We start from the raw sequence: 24328 nt of genomic DNA, 5'->3' as shown, positions 1-24328 counted from the left end.
ATGAATGTCGAGCTGATCACGCCGATCGCCATGGAAGAGAAGCTGCGCTTCGCTATCCGTGAAGGCGGCCGTACCGTCGGCGCCGGCGTCGTCTCCAAGATCGTCGAGTAACAAGAAATCCGGGCAGGGCGGTGCCTTTGTGTGCCGCCCCGCTCATTGCTCTTTTTGAAAGTTTAGAAACGGGATCGGTTTGATGGAACGTCAAAACATCCGCATTCGCCTGAAGGCGTTCGATCACCGGGTTCTGGATAATTCCACCCGGGAGATTGTCTCCACCGCCAAGCGCACCGGCGCGAACGTTCGCGGTCCGATTCCGCTGCCGACGCGCATCGAGAAGTTCACGGTGCTGCGCTCGCCGCATATCGACAAGAAGTCGCGCGAGCAGTTCGAGATCCGGACTCACAAGCGTCTTCTCGACATTGTTGACCCCACCCCGCAGACAGTTGACGCGCTGATGAAGCTCGACCTGTCGGCCGGCGTGGACGTCGAGATCAAGCTGGGAGCGTAGGGTTATGCGCCAGGAAGATCGTAGAACCGGCGTGATCGCCCGCAAGCTGGGCATGACGCGTATTTTCGCCGATGACGGCGTGCACGTGCCTTGCACCGTGCTGCAGCTGGATGGTGTCCAGGTCGTGTCTCACAAGACCGCCGACCGTGACGGCTATGTCGCGCTGCAGCTGGGTGCTGGTGAGGCCAAGGCCAAGCGGACGCCGAAGGCGCTGCGCGGGCATTTCGCCAAGGCCAATGTGGCTCCGAAGCGCAAGCTGGTCGAGTTCCGCGTTGCCGAGGACGCGCTGATTGAGGTCGGCGCCGAGCTGACGGCCGATCACTTCGTTCCGGGCCAGAAGGTCGACGTTGCCGGCATTTCGATCGGTAAGGGTTTCGCCGGTGCCATGAAGCGGCACAATTTCGGCGGCCTGCGCGCCTCGCACGGCGTGTCGATCTCGCACCGTTCCCATGGTTCCACCGGCCAGTGCCAGGACCCGGGCAAGGTGTTCAAGGGCAAGAAGATGGCCGGTCACATGGGGGCGACCCGCGTGACCACGCAGAATATCGAAGTTGTCCGCGTCGATGCGGATCGCGGCCTCATCCTGGTCAAGGGTGCGGTGCCGGGATCGGCTGGCGGCTGGGTCGAGCTGCGCGACGCCGTCAAGGGCTACGGCGATATGGAACTCCCGCTTCCGGGCAAGTTCCGGACGCTGGACGAAATGAACGCGCCGGCTGCTGAAGCAGCGCCGGCTGTCGAGAACGACGCTGCGCCGGCGGAAGCCGAAGCGGCAGCGACGGACACGGCCGCCGAAGGTGAAGAAGGAACGCAAGCATGAAGATCGAGGTAAAAACCCTCGCGGCGAAGGACGCCGGTGCTATCGATCTCGACGATGCCGTTTTCGGCATCGAGGAGGTGCGCTCCGACCTCCTCCAGCGCGTTGTGAAGTGGCAGCTGGCTGCACGCCAGCAGGGCACGCACAAGACGCTCGGCCGCTCGGAAATCGCTCGCACGAAGAAGAAGTTCGGTCGGCAAAAAGGCGGTGGCGGTGCACGTCACGGCGCCCGTTCGGCTCCGATCTTCGTCGGCGGCGGCAAGGCACACGGCCCGCGGGTTCGCTCGCACGCTCACGACCTTCCCAAGAAGGTCCGCGCGCTGGGTCTGCGTCACGCTCTTTCGTCCAAGGCCGGCTCCAAGGCGCTCATCATCCTGGATGATGCCGCGCTGACCGAGCCGAAGACGAAGGATCTGCGCGCTTCTCTCGAAGGCCTGGGCATTTCGAACGCCCTGTTCATCTCCGGTGAGCAGGTCGACGAGAATTTCGCCAAGGCTGCTCGCAACCTGCCGCTCATTGACGTGCTGCCCGCTCAGGGCCTGAACGTCTATGACGTGCTGCGTCGCGACACCCTGGTGCTGACGAAGGCCGCCGTGGAAAAGATCCACGAACGCCTGAGCGCGAAGGAGGCTTAAGATGACGGCTGCTGCGCGCCATTACGATACGATCCTGGGACCGGTGATCACGGAAAAGTCCACCCTGCTGTCGGAAGACGGCAAGGTTGTCTTCTTCGTCCCGCTGAGCGCCAACAAGAAGGAGATCGCGGAAGCGGTCGAACAACTCTTCAAGGTGAAGGTGACAGCGGTGAACACGATCAAGGTTCACGGCAAGACCAAGCGTTTCCGTGGCATTCACGGCAAGCGCAATGACCAGAAGAAAGCGGTCGTGACTCTCGCAGAGGGTCACTCGATCGACGTGACGACGGGTCTGTAAGATGGCTTTGAAAACATTCAAACCGACTTCTCCGGGCCGCCGCGCCCTCGTGCTCGTGGATCGCTCCGCGCTGCACAAGGGCCGTCCGGAAAAGACGCTGGTTGAAGGCCTCACCAAAAAGGGTGGCCGCAACAATACCGGTCGCATCACGGCCCGCCGTCGTGGCGGTGGCGCGAAGCGCCTGTACCGTGTGATCGATTTCAAGCGCCGCAAGTGGGATGTTCCCGCGACTGTCGCGCGTCTGGAATACGATCCGAACCGGACGGCTTTCATCGCTCTCATCCAGTATGAGGACGGCGAGAAGGCATACATCCTGGCGCCGCAGCGCCTGTCGGAAGGCGATGTTGTCATCGCGTCCGCCAAGTGCGACGTGAAGCCGGGCAATGCGATGCCGCTCAAGGCTGTGCCGGTCGGTACGATCCTGCACAATGTCGAGATGAAGCCGGAGAAGGGTGGTCAGATCGCCCGTTCCGCCGGTGCATATGTTCAGCTCGTTGGCCGTGATGCCGGCTATGCCCAGATCCGCCTGTCTTCCGGCGAGCTGCGCATGGTTCCGGACAGCTGCATGGCGACGGTCGGAGCGGTGTCGAACCCGGACCACCTGAACATCAATCTCGGCAAGGCCGGTCGCAATCGCCACCTGGGTCGTCGCCCGTCCGTCCGTGGCGTCGTGATGAACCCGGTCGACCACCCGCACGGCGGTGGTGAAGGCCGGACCTCGGGCGGCCGTCACCCGGTGACCCCGTGGGGCAAGCCGACCAAGGGTGCGAAGACGCGCAAGAACAAGTCTACGGACAAGTTCATCATCCGCTCGCGCCACGAGCGCAAGAAGCGATAGGGAGCCGACGATGCCTCGTTCTGTCTGGAAAGGTCCGTTCGTCGACGGCTATCTGCTGAAAAAAGCGGAAAAGTCGCACGAGGGCGGGCGCAAGCAAGCGATCAAGACCTGGTCGCGCCGTTCTACCATCATGCCGCAATTCGTGGGCCTGACCTTCCAGGTCCACAACGGCAACAAGTTTGTGCCGGTGCTGGTGACCGAAGACATGGTCGGCCACAAGCTCGGCGAGTTCGCTCCGTCCCGGACCTATTACGGTCACGCGGCGGACAAGAAAGCGAAGCGGAGATAAGCGATGGGCCAGTCTGCCAATCCCCGTCGCGTCGCTGACAACGAAGCGCGCGCCAAGCTGCGGATGATCCGCACCAGCCCGCAGAAGCTCAACCTGGTTGCCGCGCTGATCCGCGGCAAAAAGGTCGAGCGTGCGCTGGCGGATCTTGAGTTTTCGCGCAAGCGCATCGCCAAAGAGGTTCGCAAGACCCTCGAGTCCGCGATTGCCAATGCCGAGAACAATCACGGTCTCGACATCGACAGCCTTGTCGTGTCGGAAGCCTTTGTCGGCAAGAACCTGGTCATGAAGCGGTACAAGGCGCGCGCCCGCGGTCGCGGCGCGAAGATCCTGAAGCCGTTTTCCGAGCTCACCATCGTGGTGCGCGAAGTCGAGGAGGCCGCCTGATGGGTCAGAAAATCAATCCGATCGGTCTGCGCCTTGGCGTCAACCGCACTTGGGAATCGCGCTGGTATGCCGGCGCAGGCGAGTATGCCAAGCTGCTTCACGAGGATCTGAAGATCCGGAAGATGCTGAAGGCGCGCCTGAAGAATGCCAGCGTGTCGAAGATCGTTATCGAGCGCCCGCACAAGAAGTGCCGTGTCACCATCCACACGGCTCGTCCGGGTGTGGTGATCGGCAAGAAGGGTTCGGACATCGAGACGCTCCGCAAGGAACTGTCGAAGATGGTCGACGGCGAGGTTTTCCTGAACCTGGTCGAAGTGCGCAAGCCCGAGATCGACGCCAATCTGGTGGCCGAGTCCATCGCCCAGCAGCTCGAGCGCCGCGTGGCTTTCCGCCGTGCGATGAAGCGTTCGATGCAATCGGCGATGCGTATGGGCGCCAAGGGCTGCAAGATCGTCTGCGGCGGCCGCCTCGGCGGCGCCGAGATCGCGCGCTCTGAGCAGTACCAGGAAGGCTCTGTGCCGCTCCACACGCTGCGCGCCGACATTGACTACGGAACCGCCGAAGCCAAGACCGCGATGGGCATCATCGGCATCAAGGTCTGGATCTACAAAGGCGAGATCATGGATCACGACCCGATGGCCCAGGAGCGTCGTCTCCAGGAGTCGGGTGAGCAACGTGCCCGTTCGGGCCGTCAAGCCGCGTAAGGATATCAGCCATGCTGCAACCGAAACGCACAAAATTCCGCAAGGCGCACAAAGGCCGCATCAAGGGTGCTGCGAAGGGTGGCTATACGCTGAACTTCGGCTCCTACGGCCTCAAGGCGCTGCAGCCGGAACGCGTCACCGCACGCCAGATCGAAGCCACGCGCCGGGCCATCACCCGTCACATGAAGCGTGCCGGTCGCGTGTGGATCCGCATCTTCCCGGATGTGCCGGTTTCCAAGAAGCCGACCGAAGTCCGGATGGGTAAAGGTAAAGGCTCGCCCGAATTCTGGGCGTGCAAGGTCAAGCCTGGCCGCATCATGTTCGAGATCGACGGTGTTCCGGAGAGCGTCGCACGTGAAGCCCTGGCACTCGGCGCCGCGAAGCTGCCGATCAAGACCAAGATCGTCGCCCGGTTGGGCGAGTAGGAGATCGGGCAATGAGCGATAAAGAACTCAAGGCCGTCGACGTTCGCGCCATGACGGACGACCAGCTCCAGGACGAACTCCTGAAGCGCAAGAAAGAGCAATTCAACCTGCGTTTCCAGCAGGCCGCCGGTCAGCTGGAAAACACCGCTCGCTACGGCAAGGTGCGCCGCGACATCGCGCGCATCCAGACCGTTCAGAGCGAGCGCAAGTCGCAGCAAGAGCAAGGGAGCTAAGCGATGCCTAAGCGTATCCTGCAAGGCGTCGTGGTGAGTGACAAAGGTGCCAAGACCGTGGTCGTGCGTGTGGAACGGACCTTCCTCCACCCGCTGCTCCGCAAGACGGTTCGTCGCACCAAGCGTTATCACGCGCATGACGAAGCCAATGCGTTCAAAGTGGGTGACCAGGTCCAGATTCAGGAATGTGCACCCAAGTCGAAACTGAAGCGGTGGGAGGTCGTCCCGGCGCAGGCGTAAGCCCGCAGGCCGAGACCCTTTCCTAAGGAGGATCTGCCATGATCCAGATGCAAACCAATCTGGACGTAGCCGACAATTCTGGCGCCCGCCGTGTGCAATGCATCAAGGTGCTGGGCGGTGCCAAGCGTCGCTACGCCCACGTGGGCGACATCATTGTCGTCTCCGTGAAAGAAGCCATCCCGCGTGGTCGCGTGAAGAAGGGTGACGTCCGCAAGGCCGTCGTCGTTCGCGTGGCCAAGGACATCAAGCGCAAGGACGGTTCCGTCATTCGCTTCGACTCCAACGCCGCGGTGATCATCAACAATAATAACGAGCCGCTCGGTACGCGTATCTTCGGCCCGGTTCCGCGTGAGCTTCGCTCCAAGAACCACATGAAGATCGTGTCGCTGGCGCCGGAGGTGCTGTAATGGCTGCCAAGATCAAGAAGGGCGACAAGGTCGTCATTCTCGCCGGCCGTGACAAGGGCAAGACCGGCGAGGTCATGAAAGTGGTTCCGGCCGAGGACAAGGTCTTCGTGGCGGGCGTGAATGTGGTCAAGCGCCACACCCGCCCGACCCAGACCGACCAGGGCGGCATCAAGGAAAAGGAAGCCGCGATCCACGTCTCGAACGTGGCGCTGGCCGATCCGAAAACCGGCGAACCGACCCGTGTCGGCTTCAAGACGCTTGATGACGGCCGCAAGGTCCGTGTCGCCAAAGCATCCGGTGAGGTCATCGATGTCTGAGGTTGACACCTACACCCCGCGTCTCCGTGCGAAATATCGCGACGAGATCAAGGCGCGCATGAAGGAAAAGTTCGGCTACGCGAACGACATGCAGATCCCGCGTCTGGAGAAGATCGTGATCAACATGGGCGTTGGCGAAGCTGCCCAGGACTCCAAGAAAATCAAGGGTGCCCTTGAGGATCTGGAAGCCATTTCCGGCCAGAAGCCGGTCAAGACGGTTGCCAAGAAGTCCATTGCAGGCTTCAAGCTCCGCGAGGAGCAGGTGATCGGCGCGAAGGTGACCCTGCGTCAGGACCGTATGTACGAGTTCCTGGATCGCCTGATCACCATCGCCCTGCCGCGTGTGCGTGACTTCCGCGGGCTCAACGGAAAGAGCTTCGACGGTCGTGGCAATTACGCGATGGGTCTGAAGGAACATATCGTGTTCCCGGAAATCGACTATGACAAGGTCGAGAAGATCCGGGGTATGGATATCGTTGTCTGCACCACCGCAGGCAATGATGAGGAAGCGAAGGCCCTGCTGGCCGAGTTCGATTTTCCGTTTACGAACTAACGCAGCAGGAGAGCAGAGCCGCTCGGGCTCTGCACGCAGGAGGACATAAATGGCGAAATCTTCCGCAGTTGAACGCAATCGCAAGCGGGAACGCATGTCGCAGCGCTATGCTGCCAAGCGTGCCGCACTGAAGGCGATCGCGCGCAATCAGGAACTGCCGGTTGAGGAGCGTTTTGCTGCTCAGCTGAAACTGGCCGGGCTGCCCCGCAATTCGGCTCCGTCGCGCATCCGCAACCGGTGTGAAGTCACCGGCCGCCCGCGCGCATTCTATCGCAAGCTGCGCATGTCGCGTATCGCGCTGCGTGAACTGGCCAGCCAGGGGATGATCCCGGGCATGGTCAAGTCGAGCTGGTAAGAGGGGGCCCGACATGTCTGTGAACGATCCTCTCGGCGATATGCTGACCCGTATCCGCAACGCGCTGATGCGCAACAAGCGGAATGTGAACACGCCGGCTTCGGCTCTGCGCCGCCGCGTGCTCGATGTGCTGAAGAGCGAAGGCTACATCCGCGATTACGCGGAAGTGGAGCACGCCAACGGCCAGAAAGAGTTCGAGATCGAACTCAAGTATTTCGAAGGTGACTCGGTGATCCGCGAGATCAAGCGTATCTCCAAGCCGGGCCGCCGTGTGTATTCCGGTGTCAAGGACCTGCCGCTCGTCCAGAACGGCCTCGGCATCGCAATCCTGTCCACGCCCAAGGGCGTGATGTCGGATGCGACTGCTCGCGAGGCCAATGTGGGCGGCGAGATCCTCTGTCACGTGAGCTAAGGGAGCGAACCAATGTCACGTATCGGTAAACTCCCCGTCGCCATTCCCGCCGGCGTCACCGCGACGCTCCAGGATGGCAGCCTGACCGTGAAGGGTCCCAAGGGCGAACTGTCCATGGCCTTCGTCGATGACGTTACCGTCAGCCAGGGCGAAGATGGCATCACCATCAAGCCGGTCGACGAGTCGAAGAAGGCGCGTGCCATGTGGGGCATGCAGCGGGCACTGGTCGCCAATCTGGTGAAGGGCGTCGCTGACGGTTTCGAGAAGGATCTCGAACTGGTCGGCGTCGGTTACCGCGCCCAGATGCAGGGGTCTTCGCTGAAGCTGTCGCTGGGCCTGTCCCACGACGTCATCTATGACGCGCCCCAGGGTGTTACTCTGGCCTGTCCGAAGCCGACCGAGGTGAAGATCTCCGGCGCGGACAAGCAGAAGGTCGGTCAGGTCGCTGCGGAAATCCGCCGCTTCCGTCCGCCGGAACCCTACAAGGGCAAGGGCATCAAGTATGTCGGCGAATACATTCGCCGCAAAGAAGGCAAGAAGAAGTAGGGCGTGCGATGAAGACTCAACGCGAAAAATCGGTCCGGCGCGCCCAGCGCAACCGCACCCGCCTGCGCAAGTTCGCCAATGGGCGTCCGCGTCTGTCGGTGCACCGGTCCGCGAAAAACATCTATGCCCAGATCATCGACGATGTGGCGGGCAAGACCCTCGTTTCCGCCTCTTCCTTGGAAGAGGTTGCCCTGAAGGAGCATTCCAAGGGCTGGGACACGAAGGCTGCGGAAATCGTGGGCAAGCTGATTGCCGAGCGCGCGGTGAAGGAAGGCGTCAAAGACGTCGTCTTCGACCGTGGCGGTTACATCTATCACGGGCGTGTCAAAGCGCTCGCAGAGGCGGCCCGCGAGGGCGGCCTGAACTTCTAAGGGAGCGGACGTATGGCTCATCAGAACGAGCAGCAGCGTGACCGCGGTGATCGCGGCGATCGCGGCGGCCGTGGCCGCGGCCGCGGACGCGACCGCGAACAGGAACGCGACGACGAGCTCGTAGACAAGCTCGTCCACATCAACCGCGTTGCCAAGACCGTGAAGGGCGGCCGGAACTTCCAGTTCGCCGCGCTCGTGGTTGTCGGCGACGCCAAGGGCCGTGTCGGCTTCGGTCAGGGCAAGGCACGTGAAGTGCCGGAAGCCATCCGCAAGGCGACCGACGAGGCCAAGAAGACGATGATCCGTGTGCCGCTTCGCGAAGGCCGCACCCTGCATCACGATACCAGGGGCCGTCATGGTGCTGGTAAGGTGATCCTGCGGGCTGCCCCTCCGGGTACCGGTGTTATCGCCGGCGGTCCGATGCGCGCCGTGCTGGAATCCCTCGGGGTCCAGGACGTCGTTGCCAAGTCGGTCGGCACCTCGAACCCGTACAACATGATCCGCGCCACCATGGATGCGCTGCGGTCGCAGTCGAGCCCGCGCTCGGTTGCCGCCAAGCGTGGCCTGAAGGTTGGCGATCTGGTGAACCGCCGCGATGACGGCGCGTCTTCGCCGGAAGCGATCGAAGCGTAAGGACTGCGAACAATGGCCAAGAAAACGCTCCGTGTTCGCCAGACGGGCAGCCCCACGCGCCGCCCTCAGGATCAGCGTGCAACGCTGACCGGTCTCGGCCTCGGCAAGATCGGTCGCGTTCGCGAACTGGAAGACACCCCGGCTGTCCGCGGCATGATCGCCAAGGTCAGCCATATGGTGGAAATCGTCGAGGAGTAGGTCCCTTAAGGGAAACCGCTTCATCGAATGGAGAACGACATGCGTCTCAATCAACTGCGCGACAATGACGGCGCCGCCAAGCTGCGCACCCGCGTCGGCCGTGGTATCGGCTCCGGCAAGGGCAAGACCGGCGGTCGCGGTGTCAAAGGCCAGAAGTCCCGTTCGGGCGTGGCCATCAAGGGTTTCGAGGGCGGTCAGATGCCGCTTCACATGCGTCTGCCGAAGCGGGGCTTCAACAAGCCGAACCGCAAGGCATGGGCGGAAGTGAATGTGGGCCGTATCGAGAAGGCCATCGCTGAAGGCAAGATCGATGCGAAAAATCCGATCAATGCCGAAGTCCTGATCGCGGCTGGCCTGGTCCGCCGTGAACTGGATGGCATCCGCCTCCTTGCGAAAGGTGAGCTCAAGTCCAAACTTGACGTCACCGTTGCCGGTGCCTCCAAGGCGGCCATCGAGGCTGTCGAGAAGGCGGGCGGCAAGGTGACCGTCACCGTGGCCAAGGCCGCGGAATAGGACTCACGCTGACCTTTCGGGGACGACTTTATGGCTTCAGCTGCCGAACAGCTTGCTGCGAACATGAATTTCAGCTCCTTCGCCAAGGCGAAGGAGCTGCAACAACGTATTCTGTTCACGATCGGGATTCTGATCGTCTACCGGATCGGTACCTTCGTGCCGATCCCGGGGATCGATCCGGTCCAGTATGCGCGTGTATTTGAACAGTTTCAGGGCGGGATCCTGAACATGTTCAATACGCTCGGCGGCGGTGCCGTTGAACGCATGGCGATCTTCGCGCTGAACGTGATGCCGTACATCTCGGCCTCGATCATCATGCAGCTCATGTCCGCCACCATTCCGAGTCTTGAAAAGCTCAAGAAGGAAGGGGGCGAACAGGGGCGCCAGCAGATCAACCAGTACACGCGTTATCTGACGGTGCTGCTGGCGGCCGGACAGGCCTTTGCGATCGCGATCGGTATGAATACGCCGAACGCCGACGGCCTGACCATGGCCATCAATCCGGGACCCTTCTTCATCGCCTCGACGGTGATCACCCTGGTCGGCGGCACCATGCTGCTCTTGTGGCTGGGTGAGCAGATTACGTCGCGCGGCGTGGGCAATGGCGTCTCGCTGATCATTTTCGCCGGTATCATCTCGGCCGTGCCGGGCCTGCTCGGCGGTGCGCTGAGCCAGGCGGCTTCGGGCGCCCTTGCAGCGCCGGTCTTCTTTGGCGGCATCCTCCTGGTGCTGGCCGGCCTGGTTCTGGTGGTCTTCATCGAGCGGTCCCAGCGCCGGCTTCTGGTGCAGTACCCCAAGCGCCAGCAGGGCAATCGCATGGTCGGAGGCGATACCTCCTTCCTGCCGCTCAAACTGAACACTGCGGGCGTGATCCCGCCGATCTTTGCGTCGTCGCTGCTCTTCCTGCCGGCAACGGCCGCCAGCTTCCAGCAGCAGTCGGGACCGGAATGGCTGCAGACCGTGGTCGCCTATCTCGGCCAGGGCTCGCCGCTCTTCCTGACGATGTATGCGGCGATGATCGTCTTTTTCTGCTTCTTCTACACATCCGTCGTCTTCAATCCGGAAGATACTGCGGACAATCTGCGCAAGTATGGCGGCTTCCTGCCGGGCATCCGTCCGGGCAAGCGGACCGCGGAATATATCGATTTCGTGCTGTCCCGCCTGACCCTGATCGGCGCGATTTACCTGGTCGTCATCTGCATGGTTCCCATGCTGATGGGCGGCGGTGCAGCGATCGCGCTTGGCGGTACGTCCATCCTCATCGTTGTATCGGTGACGATGGACACGATTTCCCAGATCCAGTCCCACCTGCTGGCGCACCAGTATGAAGGGCTGATCAAGAAATCGAAACTGCGGGGGCGCAAACGATGAACATCATCCTGTTCGGACCGCCGGGCTGTGGCAAGGGTACGCAAGCCAAGAAACTCGTTTCCGATCGCGGCTGGGTCCAGCTGTCGACCGGTGACATGCTGCGCGCGGCGATTGCGTCCGGTTCCGAACTCGGCAACCGGGTAAAGGCCATCGTCGATGGCGGGAACTTGGTGCCTGACGAGATCGTTATCGAGCTGATCGAAGAGCGCCTGCCAGAGACCGAATCGGCTGGCGGCGCCATTTTCGACGGTTTCCCGCGCACGGTCGCCCAGGCTGAAGCTCTGGATGCGGCGCTCGAGAAGCGCGGTGCACAGGTCGATGCGGTTGTCCGCCTTCTGGTGGATGATCAGGAACTTGTCGCACGCATGGAAAAGCGTGCGGCCGAAGAAGGACGTGCCGACGACAATATCGACGCGTTCAAGGTGCGCCTGAAAGCCTATCAGGATCAGACCGCGCCTCTGCTTCCCTTCTATGCCGCTCAAGGCAAGCTGAAGGAAGTCGAGGGCATGGGGTCGATGGAAGACGTCGCGGCGAGAATTGCTGCGGCACTGGACACGAAGTGACACACACCTGTTGCAACCCCATTGACGGGGCGGCAACGCTGACTGTAGATAGCGCCCTTCGCGAAACGGGCGAGCTCATGCGGCGACCGAAAGGTTGCCCATTGGGTCGTCCGCGAACGGCGTTCTGAATTGGGAGATGGAAAGTGGCCCGTATTGCCGGCGTCAATATTCCGACGAATAAGCGCGTTGAAATCGCGCTTCGCTATATCCACGGCATTGGCCCGGCCAAGGCGAAGGAGATCTGCGAGCAGGTTTCCATCGCTCCGGAGCGCCGCGTTGCCGACCTGAATGACGCAGAAATCCTGCAAATCCGTGAAGTGATCGATCGTGATCATCTCGTGGAAGGGGATCTGCGCCGTGAGGTGGCGGTCAACATCAAGCGCCTGATGGACCTGGGCAACTATCGTGGCCTGCGCCACCGTCGCGGCCTTCCGGTCCGCGGCCAGCGCACTCACACCAATGCGCGTACGCGCAAAGGTCCCGCCAAGCCGATTGCCGGCAAGAAGAAGTAGGGCCCTGAACTATGGCTAAGGAACCGAGCCGCGTTAAGCGGCGCGAGCGTAAGAACATCACGTCGGGCGTCGCCCACGTGAATGCCAGCTTCAACAATACCATGGTGACCATCACCGACGCCCAGGGCAATGCGATTTCCTGGTCGTCCGCTGGTCACATGGGCTTCAAGGGATCGCGCAAGTCGACCCCGTATGCGGCCCAGATGGCTGCAGAAGACGCTGGCAAGAAGGCAATCGAGCACGGCATGAAGACCCTCGAAGTGAAGGTCTCGGGCCCGGGTTCGGGGCGCGAAAGCGCGCTGCGTGCGTTGCAATCGGTGGGTTTCACCATCACCACCATCCAGGACGTCACGCCGATACCGCACAACGGCTGCCGTCCGCCGAAGCGCCGCCGCGTCTAATACGCGGCGCGCATTTCGCCTGTTGAACGCGCCGCCGGCCAGGGGCCGGGCGGCTGATGAAGGGGCAGTAGGAACGTGATCGAGAAGAACTGGCAGGAACTTATCCGCCCGATGAAGCCGGAAATCGAGCCGGGGCACGACCCGGAACGTCAGGCGAAGATCGTCGCGGAACCGCTGGAGCGCGGCTTCGGCATGACGCTCGGCAATGCGCTTCGCCGCGTGCTGCTGTCCTCGCTGCAGGGCGCAGCCGTGACGAATGTCCACATTGACGGCGTGGTGCACGAGTTCTCGTCGATCGACGGTGTGCGTGAAGACGTCACCGACATCGTCCTGAACATCAAGCAGATCGCCCTGCGCATGCATGGCGAAGGCCCCAAGCGGGTTGTCCTGAAGAAGTCCGGTCCGGGCATTGTCACTGCTGGTGATATCGAAGAGACCGCCGACGTCGAGATCGTGAACAAGGATCTGATCCTGTGTACGCTCGACGAGGGTGCGGAAATCCGCATGGAGTTCACGGTCAACACCGGCAAGGGCTATGTACCGTCCGAGCGGAACCGTCCGGAAGACGCCCCGATCGGCCTGATCGGTGTCGACTCGCTGTTCAGCCCGGTCAAGCGCGTGTCGTACAAGGTCGAGAACACCCGTGAGGGCCAGGTTCTTGACTATGACAAGCTGACGCTCGAGATCGAGACTGACGGAACCGTCACGCCGGAAGACAGCGTTGCTTTTGCTGCGCGCATCCTGCAGGACCAGTTCCAGATCTTCATCAACTTCGAGGAAGCTGTCGAGGCGCGTCCGGCCGAGGACGACAAGCCCGAGCTCGACTTCAACCCGGCGCTTCTGCGCAAGGTCGACGAGCTGGAACTGTCGGTGCGTTCGGCGAACTGCCTGAAGAACGACAATATCGTCTACATCGGCGACCTGATCCAGAAGTCCGAGGCGGAAATGCTCCGCACCCCGAACTTCGGCCGCAAGTCGCTTAACGAGATCAAGGAAGTTCTCGCCCAGATGGGTCTGCACCTGGGTATGGAAGCGCCGAACTGGCCGCCGGAGAACATCGAGGATCTGGCCAAACGTTTTGAGGATCACGTCTAGGCGGCTGCCGGGAGGCACCCGAACCGGACCTGAGGAGATATAGCCATGCGTCACGGCATCGCACATCGCAAACTGAACCGCACGCACTCGCACCGCAAGGCGATGCTGGCCAATATGGCCGCCTCGCTGATCGAGCACGAGCAAATCGTCACCACCCTTCCCAAGGCGAAGGAGCTGGCTCCGTTCATGGACAAGCTCATCTCTCTGGCCAAGCGCGGTGATATCCACGGTCGTCGTCTGGCCATGTCCCGTGTCCGCAATGAGGACCAGGTCAAGAAGCTGTTCGACACCCTGGGTGGCCGCTATGCCGAGCGCAATGGTGGTTACACCCGCGTGCTGAAGGCCGGCTTCCGTCATGGCGATAATGCGCCGATGGCTGTGATCGAACTTGTCGATCGCGACCCGGCTGCCAAGGGCGCTGTCGACCGTGCGCGTCTGGAAGCAGAAGAAGGCATGACTGAGGAGTAAGATCCCGGTCATTGCACGTTCAGAAGAAGGCGGCTTTGCTGATGCAATGCCGCCTTTTTTCTTGTCTCAGCTGTGCCTAAGTGGAAGCCATGATCAGACACGTCCTCATCGCCTCGCTCATCGCCTGTTCGCCAGCCTTCGCGCAGGACATTCCCTTTGCCGGCAGTCAGGACCGTGTCGTCCCCGAAAGCCGGGGCGATATGCAGCTCTCCTTTGCGCCTGTGGTGCGCGAAGCCGCACCGGCGGTGGTGAATGTCTACAGCCGCCGTGTCGTGCAGTCCCAGCACCCCTTTGCCAACGACCCGTTCTTTTCGCGCATGTTCCGCAGCCAGCCGCGCGAGCAGAATTCGCTCGGCTCCGGCGTGATCGTCGATTCCTCCGGCGTCATCGTGACCAATAATCACGTGGTGGACGGCGCGAACGAACTTCGGGTGGTATTGGCCGACCGGCGCGAATTCGAGGCGGAGATCCTGCTCACCGACGAGGCCACAGATCTCGCCGTGCTGCGGGTGAACACCGACGAGCCTCTCCCGGTCATGCCGCTCGACATGAGCGGTGATATCGAGGTCGGCGATCTGGTGCTGGCGATCGGCAACCCGTTCGGTGTCGGACAGACCGTCACCTCCGGCATCGTCTCCGCGTTGGCCCGCACCGATGTGGGGCAAACCGATTTCGGCTCCTTCATCCAGACCGATGCGGCGATCAATCCCGGCAATTCCGGCGGCGCGCTGGTTGACATGGATGGCGAACTTGTCGGCGTGAACACGATGATCTTCTCGCGCTCGGGCGGTTCCAACGGGATCGGCTTCGCCATCCCTGCCGAAATGGTGCGCCGTGTCGTCGATACGGCGCTGGGCGAGGGTGAGCTGGTCCGGCCCTGGCTGGGCGCGCGCCTGCAGCGTGTCGACAGCGATCTGGCCCAGGCCCTCGGCCTGTCCCGGCCGCGCGGCGCACTGGTCAACGACGTCTATCCGGAGGCCGCTGCTGACGAGGCGGGCCTGCGGCAGGGGGATATCGTGCTGGCAGTGGACGGCCGGGACATCAATGACGAATCCGGTGTGCGTTTTCGCCTGGCAACACGCGCGGCCGGCGAGGAAGCAGAGTTCACCGTGCTGCGCGACGGGCAGGAGGTTACTCTCGATATTCCGGTTGTCGCGGCACCGGGGGACCGGGATCCCGCGCCGCTGGAAATCTCCGGCCGCAACCCGCTGACCGGCGTCTCGCTGGTGCAGATGTCGCCGGCCTTCAACGAACGTGTGGGCATTGATCCCTTCATGGATGGGGTAATCGTCTCCCGCGTGACGCGGCGTTCCGTTGCTGCACGGTTCGGCTTCCGTCCCGGCGACCGGCTGGTCGAGGTGATGGGCGAGCGGGTCGACGAACTCGACGATGTCGCGGACATTGTCGGCCGCAAGGATGGTGAACGTCTGTGGCCTGTGGTGATCGAGCGCCGCGGCCGCCGTCACGAGACGACTCTGCGTCTATATTGACGGCCAGCCCGGCCTCGATTGGCATTTACAGCCATGTCTGGAACGTGCACGATGCTCCCGTCTAACAGGAAGTTGTCGGGGAGGGCGTCAATGAATGTGATCCAGATCGCGAGAATGGCCGGGGCGGCGCTGGGTGTGCTGGTCTTGGCAGGATGTATTACTTCGCCGGAGGAGCAGGAGGCGCTGCGCCAGGCCGAGTATGAAGAGCAGTTGCGGCTCCAGGCAATGATCGAGGCGGGGCAATGCAGCGAGCGCCCGATGACCGGTCAGCGGACCCGGACCGTCTATGAATGCGGCGAGGAAAATGCCGACCAGATCGATGCTGCGCGGGAGTCGATGCGTCGCATACACCGGCAGGGGGGCTTGTGCGGTGGGGAGAATGCCGGGTGCTGACCTGCATATCGGTAGACTGTTTCACGGCATGCGACTTCCGGTTTCGTATTGATTTACATCGGCGTCAGGGCGCGTCACTCTCCCACTCCGTGTGGTCACAAAACGGAGGGATAGAGCAATGAAACATGTTCGCGTCGTGTCTGTCGTTGCATCTGTGTGGTGTGCGTCGATGCTGTCGGGATGCATCACCTCGCCTGAAGAGCAGGAAGCGCTTCGGCAGGCAGAGCTTGAGGAGCAACTGCATTTGCAGGCGATGATCGAGGCCGGCGAATGCCGGGAGCGTCCTATGACCGGAATGCGGACCCGAACTGTCTATGAGTGCGGTGAGGAAAACGCGGAAATGCTCGACGCTGCACGCGAGTCGATGCGCCGGATCCATCGCCAGGGCGGCATTTGCAGCAGCGGCGCTGCATGTAGTCCGGACTGATAAGGGTGTAAGCGAAGCGGGTCGGTTCATGGCATTCTTGCGTCATGACCGATCTGTTCCAATCTGCCGGCCTTGAAGAGAGCGCACCGCGACCTCTGGCCGACCGGCTGCGCCCGAAAACCCTCGACGAAGTCGTCGGCCAGGATCATCTGCTTACGGGTACCGGGCCGATCGCCCGGATGCGGGCGCAGGGCCGTCTGGCCTCGCTGATCCTGTGGGGACCGCCCGGCGTCGGCAAGACGACGATCGCGCGCCTGCTGGCCGAGGACAGCGATCTAGAGTTCGAGCCTCTCTCGGCGGTTTTCTCCGGTGTGGCCGACCTGAAAAAAGCCTTCGAGCGTGCCCGGGCCCGCCGGGCAGCCGGCCGGGGTACACTGCTCTTTGTTGACGAGATCCACCGCTTCAACCGGGCCCAGCAGGACGGTTTCCTGCCGGTCGTGGAAGAGGGGACCGTCACGCTTGTCGGTGCGACAACCGAGAATCCCCCCTTCGAGCTCAATGCGGCTTTGCTGTCGCGCTGCCAGGTCCTGGTCCTGAAACGCCTGGACGATGCGGGCCTCGACCAGCTGATCGCCCGCGCCGAGACGGAAATGGGCCGCGCGCTGCCGCTCGACGACGGCGCGCGGACCACGCTGCGCTCCATGGCCGACGGGGACGGGCGCTATCTGCTCAACCTCGTCGAGGAGGCTTTCACCTTCGATCCGGATACGCCCGTCGATGCCGCAACCCTGGCTCAGCTTCTCAACAAGCGGGCGACAGCCTACGACAAGGATCGCGAGGAGCACTACAATCTCATCTCCGCGCTCCACAAATCGGTGCGCGGCTCTGATCCGGATGCAGCCCTCTACTGGTTTGCGCGCATGCTGGAAGGTGGCGAGGATCCGCTTTTCCTGGCGCGCCGTCTGGTGCGCATGGCGTCAGAAGAGATCGCCATCGCCGATCCCACGGCCCTGATGATCGCCAACGAAGCCGCCCGTACGTATGAGCGCCTGGGCTCGCCCGAAGGCGAGCTGGCGCTGGCCCATGCGGTGGTGCATCTGGCTACCGCGCCCAAGTCCAATGCCGTCTATGTCGCCTACAAGCGGGCGCGTCGGCTCGCCAAGGAGACGGGCTCGCTGATGCCGCCGGCGCATATTCTCAACGCTCCGACCAAGCTTATGGAGCAGCAGGGATATGGCAAGGGCTATGAGTATGATCATGATGTCGAGGGTGGCGTGTCCGGCCAGGATTATTTCCCCGACGAGATGAACGACCGCCCGGTGCTCTATGAGCCGAAAGACCGCGGCCGCGAGGCGTCGATCCGTGAGCGCCTGGAACGCTGGCGCGCCCTGCGGGACGCGCGGCGGGGCGGGTAGGACCCCGCGCCGTAATGTTTCCCTCTTGCCATGTTTCGGAAAAATCGGAACCGTAGGCGCACACAAGTCTGGGGGGACAAACATGACACCTGCACGGATACACCTGACCATTGGTCTGCTCTGGCTGCTCGCCGGCATGTTGCTGGGTGAGCATATGGGCCGGACGGGCGATCACACGCAGATGCCGACGCATGCTCACATCATGCTGCTGGGCGGTGCTGTCTCGGTGCTGTGGGCCCTGATCTACCGCGTATTCGGACTGGCCACGGGACTTCTCGCCTGGATACAGACCGGGCTCCACCACCTTGCGGCCCTGGCGATGATCGTTGCGCTGTACATGCTGTACGGTCATCTCGCGACCGAAGCTGCGCTGGGACCGGTCCTGGGGCTGGCCTCGATCGGAGCCGTCGTTTCGGTGCTGCTGATACTCGTGCTGAGCCTGCGAACGAAGGTCTGAGCTTATCCCTCCGCCTCGCAGTCCGCACCTTCCGCCGCTTCGCGGTCGAGGGCGCCGAGGCCGATGGCCTCGCGGCGGGTGTCCAGCGTGTCGGGATCGGCGATTTCGTGGAGGGTGATGGTGCCGTCGACGCAATGGGCCTGGGTACCGTAGGGCTGCGGGCGGTTCTCGCTGACGGCAAGCCGGTCGGCCAGGGCAGCAAAGTCGGCACTGTCATGCCCGCCCGCGAGGGCGACCGGCTCCAGGGCGGCGACCACGGCGCCCAGATGGGCCTCGTCGCGCCGCGCCATGCGGAGCAAGTCCCGTGCAGCGCGCGGCTGGAGATCGTGGAACTCGATGAAGGTCTCCGCCTCGAGCTGCGCGGCCGCCCAGTCGGTGTTTTCGTCGACCAGCGCGTCGATGCGGTCCTGGCCGGCCTGCATGATCGGGCCGCGGGCCCCGTCTTCCAGATCGTCACGGGCGATGACCGGGTAGACGAGGTCGGCGGCAAAGCGTTCCCGGGCGGTTCGCGAGGCCAGCTCGCCGACTAGCCCGCTCCAGGCGTCCCAGCGGCTCTCCGTGCGGGCGATCAGGGTGGGGGCATCCGTGGGTTCCGCCTGAACAGTCTCGGCCGTGTCCTCGGGGGACGGATCGGACGGCGTCGCATCCTGCAGGACAAGAAGGGCGGCAAGGGCGACGAGTTTCATGGCGGCGACTCCGGGGTTTCCGGCGCCAGTCTAGGGGCTCGCGGCGATGTGCCAAGGGCCCAAAACAAAAGCGGGCGCCGCTGGAGCAGCACCCGCATTCGTTGGGTCGGGCGATCCTGGGCCTCCGGCGTGTGAGGGGGAGCCGGTCGGCGGATCGAAGCCTGATGGGGGTAGGGATTAGGCGAGGGCGCTGGAAAGCGCGATCGTCATGGCCCCAAACACACCGGCCACGAACAGGATGTTGATCACCGTCGAGAGGGTCGAAGAAACGCGGGTCATCAGCATAAGTCCTTTGGTCTTGGCGAGCCGGCCGTCCCGGTTCGCGGCTTGGTAAATAAGGACTTAGCCAGGTTTCACAATGGACGTTTTGCCAGAGTTGCCATGCAAAAATGCAAGATTAAATGGATTTCATATGTCAATGTGGGTTGTTTTGTCGCATTCCGAAATGTCATGGGCGACCCGTCCTGCTGCCGTGCTTGCCAATCCGGCGGACCCGTCCTATCGAGCGGCGTATGAACCATCTCCTTCTCATCGCAGCGGGCGGCGCGGGCGGTGCCGTGTCCCGGCATCTTGTCGGTCAGGCGGCGCTGCGCTGGCTGGGACCGCAAATGCCGCTGGGCCTGCCCTGGGGAACGCTGGCCGTGAATGTCGTTGGCGGTCTGGCGATGGGCCTCCTGGTCGGCTGGCTCGCCCTGGCGGGGCGGGGTGAGGCCGACCAGTATATCAGACTGGCGGGTGCTGTTGGATTTCTTGGTGGCTTCACCACCTTCTCGGCCTACTCCCTGGAGCTCGCCACGATGATCGAACGCAAGGCCTATGCGTTGGCGTTCGGCTATGCGGCGGGATCGGTTGTGCTGGCCCTCGGGGCGGTGTTCGCCGGGCTGATCATCATGCGCAAGGTACTGACATGAGTGGCGTTCAAACCCTGAAGGTCGAGCCGTCCGAAGATGGCTCCCGCGTCGATCGCTGGTTCAAGCGGCGCTTTCCGCACGTCCCCGCGACGATGGTACAGAAGCTCTGCCGCAAGGGGCAGATCCGTGTCGATGGCGGCCGGGTTAAGGGGGATAGCCGTGTTTCCGAAGGCCAGGAAGTGCGGGTTCCGCCGCTGCCGGAACCGGGCGAGAAACCGGCCCGGCCGTCTCTGTCGGCCGAAGATACCGCCTTCGTGAAATCCCTCGTGATCTACGAGGACGACGAACTGATCGCCTTCAACAAGCCCGCAGGCCTGGCCGTGCAGGGCGGGTCGAAGACCCAGCGGCATCTCGATGGCCTGCTGGACGCCTTCGGCACGGGTCTCGACCGGCCGCGCCTGGTGCACCGGCTGGACAAGGATACCTCCGGCGTCCTGATCGTCGGCAAGGGCCCCAAGGCCACGGCCAAGCTGGCCAAGGCTTTCCAGTCTCACCGCACGAAGAAGACATACTGGGCCATTGCCCTGGGCGTGCCCAAGCCGAAACAGGGCGAGATCAAGGGCTTCATGAAGAAAGCCGGCGGCGCCGGCGGTGATGCCGAGCGCGAGACGATGGTTGCCGCGTCGCATGGCGATCCCGGTGCAAGCCACGCGCTTACCCGCTATACCGTCGTCGCCGAAGCTGGCCAGAAAGCCAGCTGGGTCGCGCTGCGCCCGGTGACCGGCCGCACCCACCAGCTGCGGGTCCATCTTGCCGCGATGGGGCATGCCATTCTTGGCGACCGCAAATATACCTGCGACCGACCGGCCCCGGAGGATCTCGACCGGCGTCTCTGCCTGCATGCCAGACAGCTGGAGATCCCGCGGGACAAGGGGGCGCCGCTGGTACTCACTGCGGATCTGCCCAAGCCGACCCAGAAGATTTTCGACACGCTGGGTTTCTTTGCCAACGAGATCGACGAGACACGCGTCGAGGATGAGCTGGCCTAGGGCTGGTTCCGGCGGACGGTTGACCGTCAGCTGCCGGCTTTTGCCGCCTGTTTGGCCTTGAAGGCTTCCAGCTTTTCCGGGCTTGTTTCGGTCTGGTATTGCGCTTTCCAGTCGTCGGGATCCATGCCGTAGACGCGGGCCCGGGCATCAGCCTTGGACAAATCGATGCCGCGTTCGGCTGCCGCTTCGCGCCACCAGTCACCCAGACAGTTGCGGCAGAAGTCGGCGAGCAGCATGAGGTCGATATTCTGGACCTCCTTGTGATCGTCCAGATGCGCCAGGAGCCGGCGGAAGGCGGCGGCGTCCAGTTCGGTGCGCTGGGCGTCGGTGAGGTCGTTGGTATGGGTCATGGGCGTTCGTCCTCGCGGGTTTGCGCATAGCTAGCATGAGCGGCCCCCGGCTTGCCAAGCCGGCGAACGCCGCCTAACGAGCCCGTGAAGCTGTTGCGGGAGTGCCCATGCCGTCCGATCTGAAACTCGCTATCTGGGATATTGACGGGACCATCGTCGACAGCCGCCAGGTGATCCAGCGGGCAATGGCGCGGGCCTTCGAGCGCGCCGGCCTGCCGCCCATCGAGTATGACCGGACGCGCACGATCGTCGGACTGGAGCTGACCGAGGCGATCATGCGCCTGGCGCCGCCGGACTATCCGGCCGAGCGCATCCCGCACCTGGCGACTTGGTACAAGGAAGCCTTCGTCGAGCAGCGCGCTGAAACCGGCTTCCAGGAGAAGCTCTATGAGGGCGCCCGCGAGACGATCGAGCGCCTTGCCGGCGAGGGCTGGCTTCTGGGCGTGGCGACGGGCAAGGCCCGGCGGGGCCTCGACATCGTCTTCGGCCATCACGATCTGCACCGCTATTTCGATACCTTCCAGACGGTCGATGGTGGCGCCGGAAAGCCCCATCCGCGCATGGTTCTGGATGCGATGAAGGAGACGGGCACCGATCCGCACCAGGCGGTGATGATCGGCGATACCTCCTTCGACATGGAGATGGGCCGCAATGCCGGGGTTCACACGCTGGGTGTCAGCTGGGGCTTTCACACCGAGGACGAGATCCGCGGGGGCGGTGCCCATGATGTGCATCACGACTTCGACGCACTGAACCGGGCGCTGGACCATTTCTCCGAACGCGTTGCGATCACGGGCTGACGGGCTGACGGGCTGACGGGCTGACGGGCTGACGGGCTGACGGGCTGCCCGCCGGTTCCGCGAGCCTGCCCCATCGGCCCGCTTGCCTCTGCTACCCAAGGTTCGTAACACTGTCGGACCTGCCGAATCGGGGAGGCCGGGGTGGGAACAAGCTCAATCAGTGCTGAATCCTGGTTGCGTTCGACCGCGGCGGCCCCGTCACAGGCCGCGCGTTTCGAATTGCTCAAGACCCGGATCGACAAGGCCGTCCAAGAGCGCGGGACACCGGGCTACTGGGAAGACCGGCATGTCGAAGCCAGTGTCAGCGACGAATTCCTCGCCCTGTCCTGGGAAGGCAGCAAGTACTACTGGGCCGCCCGGAGCTGGGCCCGGAAGCTGAAGGGGTTGAACAAGTCGCTCGCCGACCGGCCGTCCTACCTGCCCGATATCCGCCAGAGGCGGGAAGAGGAGATCGCCAAGGCGATCGGCAAGCAGTTCAGCGAAAAGCGCCCCGGGCCCTACGCGCTGGAGTGTTTCGTCTTTTTCAAGACGTCCAACATTGCGCCGGCCGCCCTGACCCACATGGCGCATGGCTGCGTTCCGGCCTTCGAGAATGCGCCGCTGCACACCTATTTCGTCATCCGCCGGGAACAACCGGCCGTCGACAAGTATGAAGATCTCTATTTCACCGCCTTCAAGGCCGACGCAAAAACCCACCGCGATGAAGACGCGCTGATCCGCCATCTCTTCGACAGCATCTATCTGCCGAAGGCACCGATAGACGGTGACGGGCCCGAGCCCGTACCGTGCCGCTTGTGCCGGACGCTCGGCTTGCTTGCGCTGGTGCTGCTGCTCGCTGCGGCGGCCGCGCTGGCCATTCCTCAGTCGCGAGAGCGTCTTTTCGATGCGCTGGGCCTGGCCCGGCAGGCGCAGGTCGATGCCGTGTCCGGCGAGTTGTCTGAGTTGCGGGCGGAATACGAGGCGCTGGCCGCACAGGCGCTACAGCTGTCCCTCGACCTTGAACAGGCCCGCGCGGCGGAGCCCGAAACCGGCGGAGCCCCGGACGTGCCGGATGATATGGCGGATGCTGCCGCCGCGGCGCATGAAGCGGCCGAAACGGACCTTCGCGCCCGGCTCGCGGAAACAGAGGCGGAGCTGGCGCGTCTGGCCGCCCTTCTCGAACAGCGCGGCGCACCTGTGCCGGACGATCGCATGCCGCTGGGACTTCCGCCCTGTCTTCCCGTCGCGCCGACGGCCAGCCCGCATGGCGGTGCACCCGGCTATCTCTTCGATATCCGCCTGTCCGAGGCCGGCATCCAGCTGCGGGCGCCGGACGGCCCGTTCGCTTTGAGCGATGCCGACCGTGCGGACCCGGATTTTCCCGCCAGCCTGCCCTATCCGGCCGATACGCTGTCGGTGCCGGCGTTCGAGCGTCTCGTCAGTCCGATCTCCCGTGCGGCTGCCGGAGCAGGCTGTGCGCAATACGTACTGTTGCGGGAGGGTGCTGCAGGTGGCCGGGATCGTTATATCGCCCAGCGAGACGCGGTCGAACGGCACTTCTATGTCTATCGGCCGCAGCCCTAGCTGCGAGGTGTCGCATGAGCGAGAAATACGAGACCAAGCCTGGCGTGCGCCTCCCCGAGGCGGAGGATGCCCGTCCCAAGCGCTTCTACGAGACCGTGACGGTGGAGGGCGGCCAGGGCGGCTGGGCGGTGTGCCTGGACGGCCGCGGCGTGAAGACGCCGGCGAAGAAGACGCTGAGCCTGCCCTCGAAGGCTCTCGCGGAGCTGATCGCCGAAGAATGGGCGTCCCAGGGCGAGCGGATCGACGCGCCTGCCATGCCGGTCACGCGCCTGTGCTTCGTGGCGCTGGACCGTATGGAGCTGGCCCACGCGGAAACCGTGGCGGAAGTCACCAGATATGCCTCCACCGATCTGGTGTGTTTCCGGGCACCCGAACCACAGGAACTCGTCGCGGCACAGGCTGCGGCCTGGGATCCCATGCTGGCCTGGGCCGAGCGTGTCCTGGGCGCGCATTTCGTTGCCGCGACCGGTATCCTGCCTGTCGATCAGGATCCGGTCGCGCTGCAGCGTGTGATGGCGATTGCGGGCGAGCAGGATCAGTGGCGGCTCACGGCGCTGGCGCATGCGACGGCGGTGACCGGTTCGGCTGTTCTGGGCTTGGCACTCCTGCACGGCGAGATCGATGGTGGCGAGGCCTTTGCCCTGTCCAGCGTCGATGAAGCGTGGCAGGCCGGACGATGGGGCGAGGATGCCGAAGCTGCTCATCGCCTGGCTCTGTTGAAGGCGGAGCTGGTCGCGGTGGACGCCATGCTGCGTGCATTGGACGCGGACGGCGCGGCTTGAAGCCTGTCGCTGCTCCTATAGTGTTGCGGTGAAATTACCGGA

General features: G+C 63.4%; 40 protein-coding genes. 38 read left to right on the top strand and 2 right to left on the bottom strand.

Annotation, left to right across the window (positions count from 1 at the left end; genetic code table 11):
• From ACXAJV_RS14940 to ACXAJV_RS14780, 33 genes are all read left to right on the top strand, one after another.
• Nucleotides 1–111, top strand: a 111-nt coding sequence (locus tag ACXAJV_RS14940) for an EF-Tu C-terminal domain-related protein (protein ID WP_475086215.1), incomplete at its 5' end; no start/stop codon positions are given.
• Nucleotides 112–193: 82 nt separating this feature from the next.
• Nucleotides 194–508 (top strand): 30S ribosomal protein S10, encoded by a 315-nt coding sequence (rpsJ, locus tag ACXAJV_RS14935; RefSeq protein ID WP_011643734.1) that lies wholly within the window; start codon nucleotides 194–196, stop codon nucleotides 506–508.
• A gap of 4 nt (nucleotides 509–512) precedes the next feature.
• A complete protein-coding gene (rplC, locus tag ACXAJV_RS14930; RefSeq protein ID WP_475086212.1) occupies nucleotides 513–1325 on the top strand; it encodes a 50S ribosomal protein L3 in 813 nt (270 codons plus the stop codon).
• Nucleotides 1322–1957: a 50S ribosomal protein L4 gene (rplD, locus tag ACXAJV_RS14925; protein WP_475086211.1), complete on the top strand. Its 636-nt coding sequence runs from the start codon at nucleotides 1322–1324 to the stop codon at nucleotides 1955–1957. The genes rplC and rplD overlap by 4 nt, the downstream gene beginning before the upstream one ends.
• A gap of 1 nt (nucleotide 1958) precedes the next feature.
• Entirely contained in the window at nucleotides 1959–2255 is a 297-nt protein-coding gene (locus tag ACXAJV_RS14920; RefSeq protein ID WP_271185308.1) for a 50S ribosomal protein L23, read from the top strand.
• A 1-nt stretch (nucleotide 2256) separates the two neighbouring features.
• Nucleotides 2257–3093: a 50S ribosomal protein L2 gene (gene rplB, locus ACXAJV_RS14915; RefSeq protein ID WP_475086210.1), complete on the top strand. Its 837-nt coding sequence runs from the start codon at nucleotides 2257–2259 to the stop codon at nucleotides 3091–3093.
• Between the two features lie 10 nt (nucleotides 3094–3103).
• Nucleotides 3104–3382, top strand: coding sequence for a 30S ribosomal protein S19 (gene rpsS / locus ACXAJV_RS14910; RefSeq protein ID WP_271185310.1), 279 nt, complete (start codon nucleotides 3104–3106; stop codon nucleotides 3380–3382).
• Nucleotides 3383–3385: 3 nt separating this feature from the next.
• Entirely contained in the window at nucleotides 3386–3766 is a 381-nt protein-coding gene (rplV, locus tag ACXAJV_RS14905) for a 50S ribosomal protein L22 (RefSeq protein WP_475086209.1), read from the top strand.
• Entirely contained in the window at nucleotides 3766–4470 is a 705-nt protein-coding gene (rpsC, locus tag ACXAJV_RS14900) for a 30S ribosomal protein S3 (RefSeq protein WP_271185312.1), read from the top strand. Before rplV ends, rpsC begins: the two co-directional genes overlap by 1 nt.
• An 11-nt stretch (nucleotides 4471–4481) precedes the next feature.
• Nucleotides 4482–4895, top strand: a complete 414-nt coding sequence (rplP, locus tag ACXAJV_RS14895; protein WP_271185313.1) for a 50S ribosomal protein L16 — start codon at nucleotides 4482–4484, stop codon at nucleotides 4893–4895.
• 11 nt (nucleotides 4896–4906) lie between these two features.
• Nucleotides 4907–5128: a 50S ribosomal protein L29 gene (gene rpmC, locus ACXAJV_RS14890; RefSeq protein ID WP_271185314.1), complete on the top strand. Its 222-nt coding sequence runs from the start codon at nucleotides 4907–4909 to the stop codon at nucleotides 5126–5128.
• Between the two features lie 3 nt (nucleotides 5129–5131).
• Entirely contained in the window at nucleotides 5132–5368 is a 237-nt protein-coding gene (gene rpsQ / locus ACXAJV_RS14885) for a 30S ribosomal protein S17 (protein ID WP_271185315.1), read from the top strand.
• Between the two features lie 38 nt (nucleotides 5369–5406).
• Nucleotides 5407–5775: a 50S ribosomal protein L14 gene (gene rplN / locus ACXAJV_RS14880; protein WP_271185316.1), complete on the top strand. Its 369-nt coding sequence runs from the start codon at nucleotides 5407–5409 to the stop codon at nucleotides 5773–5775.
• Nucleotides 5775–6092 (top strand): 50S ribosomal protein L24, encoded by a 318-nt coding sequence (gene rplX, locus ACXAJV_RS14875; RefSeq protein WP_271185317.1) that lies wholly within the window; start codon nucleotides 5775–5777, stop codon nucleotides 6090–6092. The genes rplN and rplX overlap by 1 nt, the downstream gene beginning before the upstream one ends.
• Entirely contained in the window at nucleotides 6085–6645 is a 561-nt protein-coding gene (gene rplE / locus ACXAJV_RS14870; protein ID WP_475086208.1) for a 50S ribosomal protein L5, read from the top strand. The genes rplX and rplE overlap by 8 nt, the downstream gene beginning before the upstream one ends.
• Before the next feature lie 49 nt (nucleotides 6646–6694).
• Entirely contained in the window at nucleotides 6695–7000 is a 306-nt protein-coding gene (gene rpsN / locus ACXAJV_RS14865; RefSeq protein WP_291889877.1) for a 30S ribosomal protein S14, read from the top strand.
• Between the two features lie 13 nt (nucleotides 7001–7013).
• Nucleotides 7014–7412, top strand: coding sequence for a 30S ribosomal protein S8 (rpsH, locus tag ACXAJV_RS14860; protein ID WP_271185320.1), 399 nt, complete (start codon nucleotides 7014–7016; stop codon nucleotides 7410–7412).
• Nucleotides 7413–7424: 12 nt separating this feature from the next.
• Complete coding sequence (rplF, locus tag ACXAJV_RS14855) at nucleotides 7425–7958, top strand: 50S ribosomal protein L6 (protein ID WP_475086207.1); 534 nt, start codon at nucleotides 7425–7427, stop codon at nucleotides 7956–7958.
• A gap of 8 nt (nucleotides 7959–7966) precedes the next feature.
• The gene (rplR, locus tag ACXAJV_RS14850; protein WP_271185322.1) at nucleotides 7967–8329 is read left to right on the top strand and encodes a 50S ribosomal protein L18; all 363 of its coding nucleotides are present in this window, start codon (nucleotides 7967–7969) and stop codon (nucleotides 8327–8329) included.
• A gap of 12 nt (nucleotides 8330–8341) precedes the next feature.
• The gene (gene rpsE / locus ACXAJV_RS14845) at nucleotides 8342–8962 is read left to right on the top strand and encodes a 30S ribosomal protein S5 (protein ID WP_475086206.1); all 621 of its coding nucleotides are present in this window, start codon (nucleotides 8342–8344) and stop codon (nucleotides 8960–8962) included.
• Nucleotides 8963–8974: 12 nt separating this feature from the next.
• Nucleotides 8975–9160: a 50S ribosomal protein L30 gene (rpmD, locus tag ACXAJV_RS14840; RefSeq protein WP_271185324.1), complete on the top strand. Its 186-nt coding sequence runs from the start codon at nucleotides 8975–8977 to the stop codon at nucleotides 9158–9160.
• A 39-nt stretch (nucleotides 9161–9199) separates the two neighbouring features.
• Nucleotides 9200–9673 (top strand): 50S ribosomal protein L15, encoded by a 474-nt coding sequence (rplO, locus tag ACXAJV_RS14835; protein WP_475086205.1) that lies wholly within the window; start codon nucleotides 9200–9202, stop codon nucleotides 9671–9673.
• Between the two features lie 30 nt (nucleotides 9674–9703).
• Entirely contained in the window at nucleotides 9704–11044 is a 1341-nt protein-coding gene (gene secY / locus ACXAJV_RS14830; RefSeq protein ID WP_348507880.1) for a preprotein translocase subunit SecY, read from the top strand.
• Complete coding sequence (locus ACXAJV_RS14825; protein ID WP_475086204.1) at nucleotides 11041–11607, top strand: adenylate kinase; 567 nt, start codon at nucleotides 11041–11043, stop codon at nucleotides 11605–11607. The genes secY and ACXAJV_RS14825 overlap by 4 nt, the downstream gene beginning before the upstream one ends.
• A 143-nt stretch (nucleotides 11608–11750) precedes the next feature.
• Nucleotides 11751–12119 carry a 30S ribosomal protein S13 gene (rpsM, locus tag ACXAJV_RS14820; RefSeq protein WP_271185327.1) on the top strand — a complete coding sequence of 123 codons (369 nt, stop codon included), beginning with the start codon at nucleotides 11751–11753 and terminating at the stop codon, nucleotides 12117–12119.
• An 11-nt stretch (nucleotides 12120–12130) separates the two neighbouring features.
• Nucleotides 12131–12520: a 30S ribosomal protein S11 gene (rpsK, locus tag ACXAJV_RS14815; RefSeq protein WP_138514337.1), complete on the top strand. Its 390-nt coding sequence runs from the start codon at nucleotides 12131–12133 to the stop codon at nucleotides 12518–12520.
• A gap of 75 nt (nucleotides 12521–12595) precedes the next feature.
• Nucleotides 12596–13615 (top strand): DNA-directed RNA polymerase subunit alpha, encoded by a 1020-nt coding sequence (locus ACXAJV_RS14810; RefSeq protein WP_475086203.1) that lies wholly within the window; start codon nucleotides 12596–12598, stop codon nucleotides 13613–13615.
• A 45-nt stretch (nucleotides 13616–13660) separates the two neighbouring features.
• Nucleotides 13661–14083 carry a 50S ribosomal protein L17 gene (gene rplQ / locus ACXAJV_RS14805; RefSeq protein ID WP_271185330.1) on the top strand — a complete coding sequence of 141 codons (423 nt, stop codon included), beginning with the start codon at nucleotides 13661–13663 and terminating at the stop codon, nucleotides 14081–14083.
• A gap of 89 nt (nucleotides 14084–14172) precedes the next feature.
• The gene (locus ACXAJV_RS14800) at nucleotides 14173–15573 is read left to right on the top strand and encodes a Do family serine endopeptidase (RefSeq protein ID WP_475086202.1); all 1401 of its coding nucleotides are present in this window, start codon (nucleotides 14173–14175) and stop codon (nucleotides 15571–15573) included.
• A 90-nt stretch (nucleotides 15574–15663) separates the two neighbouring features.
• Nucleotides 15664–15966 (top strand): hypothetical protein, encoded by a 303-nt coding sequence (locus tag ACXAJV_RS14795; RefSeq protein WP_475086201.1) that lies wholly within the window; start codon nucleotides 15664–15666, stop codon nucleotides 15964–15966.
• 118 nt (nucleotides 15967–16084) lie between these two features.
• Nucleotides 16085–16393 carry a hypothetical protein gene (locus ACXAJV_RS14790; RefSeq protein WP_475086200.1) on the top strand — a complete coding sequence of 103 codons (309 nt, stop codon included), beginning with the start codon at nucleotides 16085–16087 and terminating at the stop codon, nucleotides 16391–16393.
• Between the two features lie 44 nt (nucleotides 16394–16437).
• On the top strand, nucleotides 16438–17748 hold the full coding sequence (locus ACXAJV_RS14785; RefSeq protein WP_475086199.1) for a replication-associated recombination protein A: 1311 nt from the start codon (nucleotides 16438–16440) through the stop codon (nucleotides 17746–17748).
• Between the two features lie 82 nt (nucleotides 17749–17830).
• The gene (locus ACXAJV_RS14780; protein WP_475086198.1) at nucleotides 17831–18205 is read left to right on the top strand and encodes a TonB-dependent receptor; all 375 of its coding nucleotides are present in this window, start codon (nucleotides 17831–17833) and stop codon (nucleotides 18203–18205) included.
• A gap of 2 nt (nucleotides 18206–18207) precedes the next feature.
• On the opposite strand, the gene ACXAJV_RS14775 is transcribed toward ACXAJV_RS14780, so the two are convergent.
• Nucleotides 18208–18891, bottom strand: a complete 684-nt coding sequence (locus ACXAJV_RS14775) for a DUF6624 domain-containing protein (RefSeq protein ID WP_475086197.1) — start codon at nucleotides 18889–18891, stop codon at nucleotides 18208–18210.
• 512 nt (nucleotides 18892–19403) lie between these two features.
• Between ACXAJV_RS14775 and crcB the strand changes: the two genes are divergently transcribed.
• Nucleotides 19404–19802 (top strand): fluoride efflux transporter CrcB, encoded by a 399-nt coding sequence (crcB, locus tag ACXAJV_RS14770; protein ID WP_475086196.1) that lies wholly within the window; start codon nucleotides 19404–19406, stop codon nucleotides 19800–19802.
• Nucleotides 19799–20791: an RluA family pseudouridine synthase gene (locus ACXAJV_RS14765; protein ID WP_475086195.1), complete on the top strand. Its 993-nt coding sequence runs from the start codon at nucleotides 19799–19801 to the stop codon at nucleotides 20789–20791. The genes crcB and ACXAJV_RS14765 overlap by 4 nt, the downstream gene beginning before the upstream one ends.
• Before the next feature lie 26 nt (nucleotides 20792–20817).
• On the opposite strand, the gene ACXAJV_RS14760 is transcribed toward ACXAJV_RS14765, so the two are convergent.
• Complete coding sequence (locus tag ACXAJV_RS14760) at nucleotides 20818–21141, bottom strand: DUF1244 domain-containing protein (RefSeq protein ID WP_475086194.1); 324 nt, start codon at nucleotides 21139–21141, stop codon at nucleotides 20818–20820.
• A 107-nt stretch (nucleotides 21142–21248) separates the two neighbouring features.
• On the opposite strand from ACXAJV_RS14760, the gene ACXAJV_RS14755 reads away from it, so the two are divergent.
• The 3 genes from ACXAJV_RS14755 to ACXAJV_RS14745 all read left to right on the top strand — a co-directional run bounded on the left by ACXAJV_RS14755 (nucleotide 21249) and on the right by ACXAJV_RS14745 (nucleotide 24286).
• The gene (locus ACXAJV_RS14755; protein WP_475086193.1) at nucleotides 21249–21941 is read left to right on the top strand and encodes an HAD-IA family hydrolase; all 693 of its coding nucleotides are present in this window, start codon (nucleotides 21249–21251) and stop codon (nucleotides 21939–21941) included.
• A 141-nt stretch (nucleotides 21942–22082) separates the two neighbouring features.
• A complete protein-coding gene (locus tag ACXAJV_RS14750) occupies nucleotides 22083–23504 on the top strand; it encodes a hypothetical protein (protein ID WP_475086192.1) in 1422 nt (473 codons plus the stop codon).
• A gap of 14 nt (nucleotides 23505–23518) precedes the next feature.
• Nucleotides 23519–24286: an ATP12 family chaperone protein gene (locus ACXAJV_RS14745; RefSeq protein ID WP_475086191.1), complete on the top strand. Its 768-nt coding sequence runs from the start codon at nucleotides 23519–23521 to the stop codon at nucleotides 24284–24286.
• The last annotated feature ends 42 nt before the right edge of the window (nucleotides 24287–24328 follow it).

This window comes from Maricaulis sp. ABE4_448 (assembly GCF_056160825.1).
This window is presented reverse-complemented; position numbering and strand designations above follow the sequence as displayed.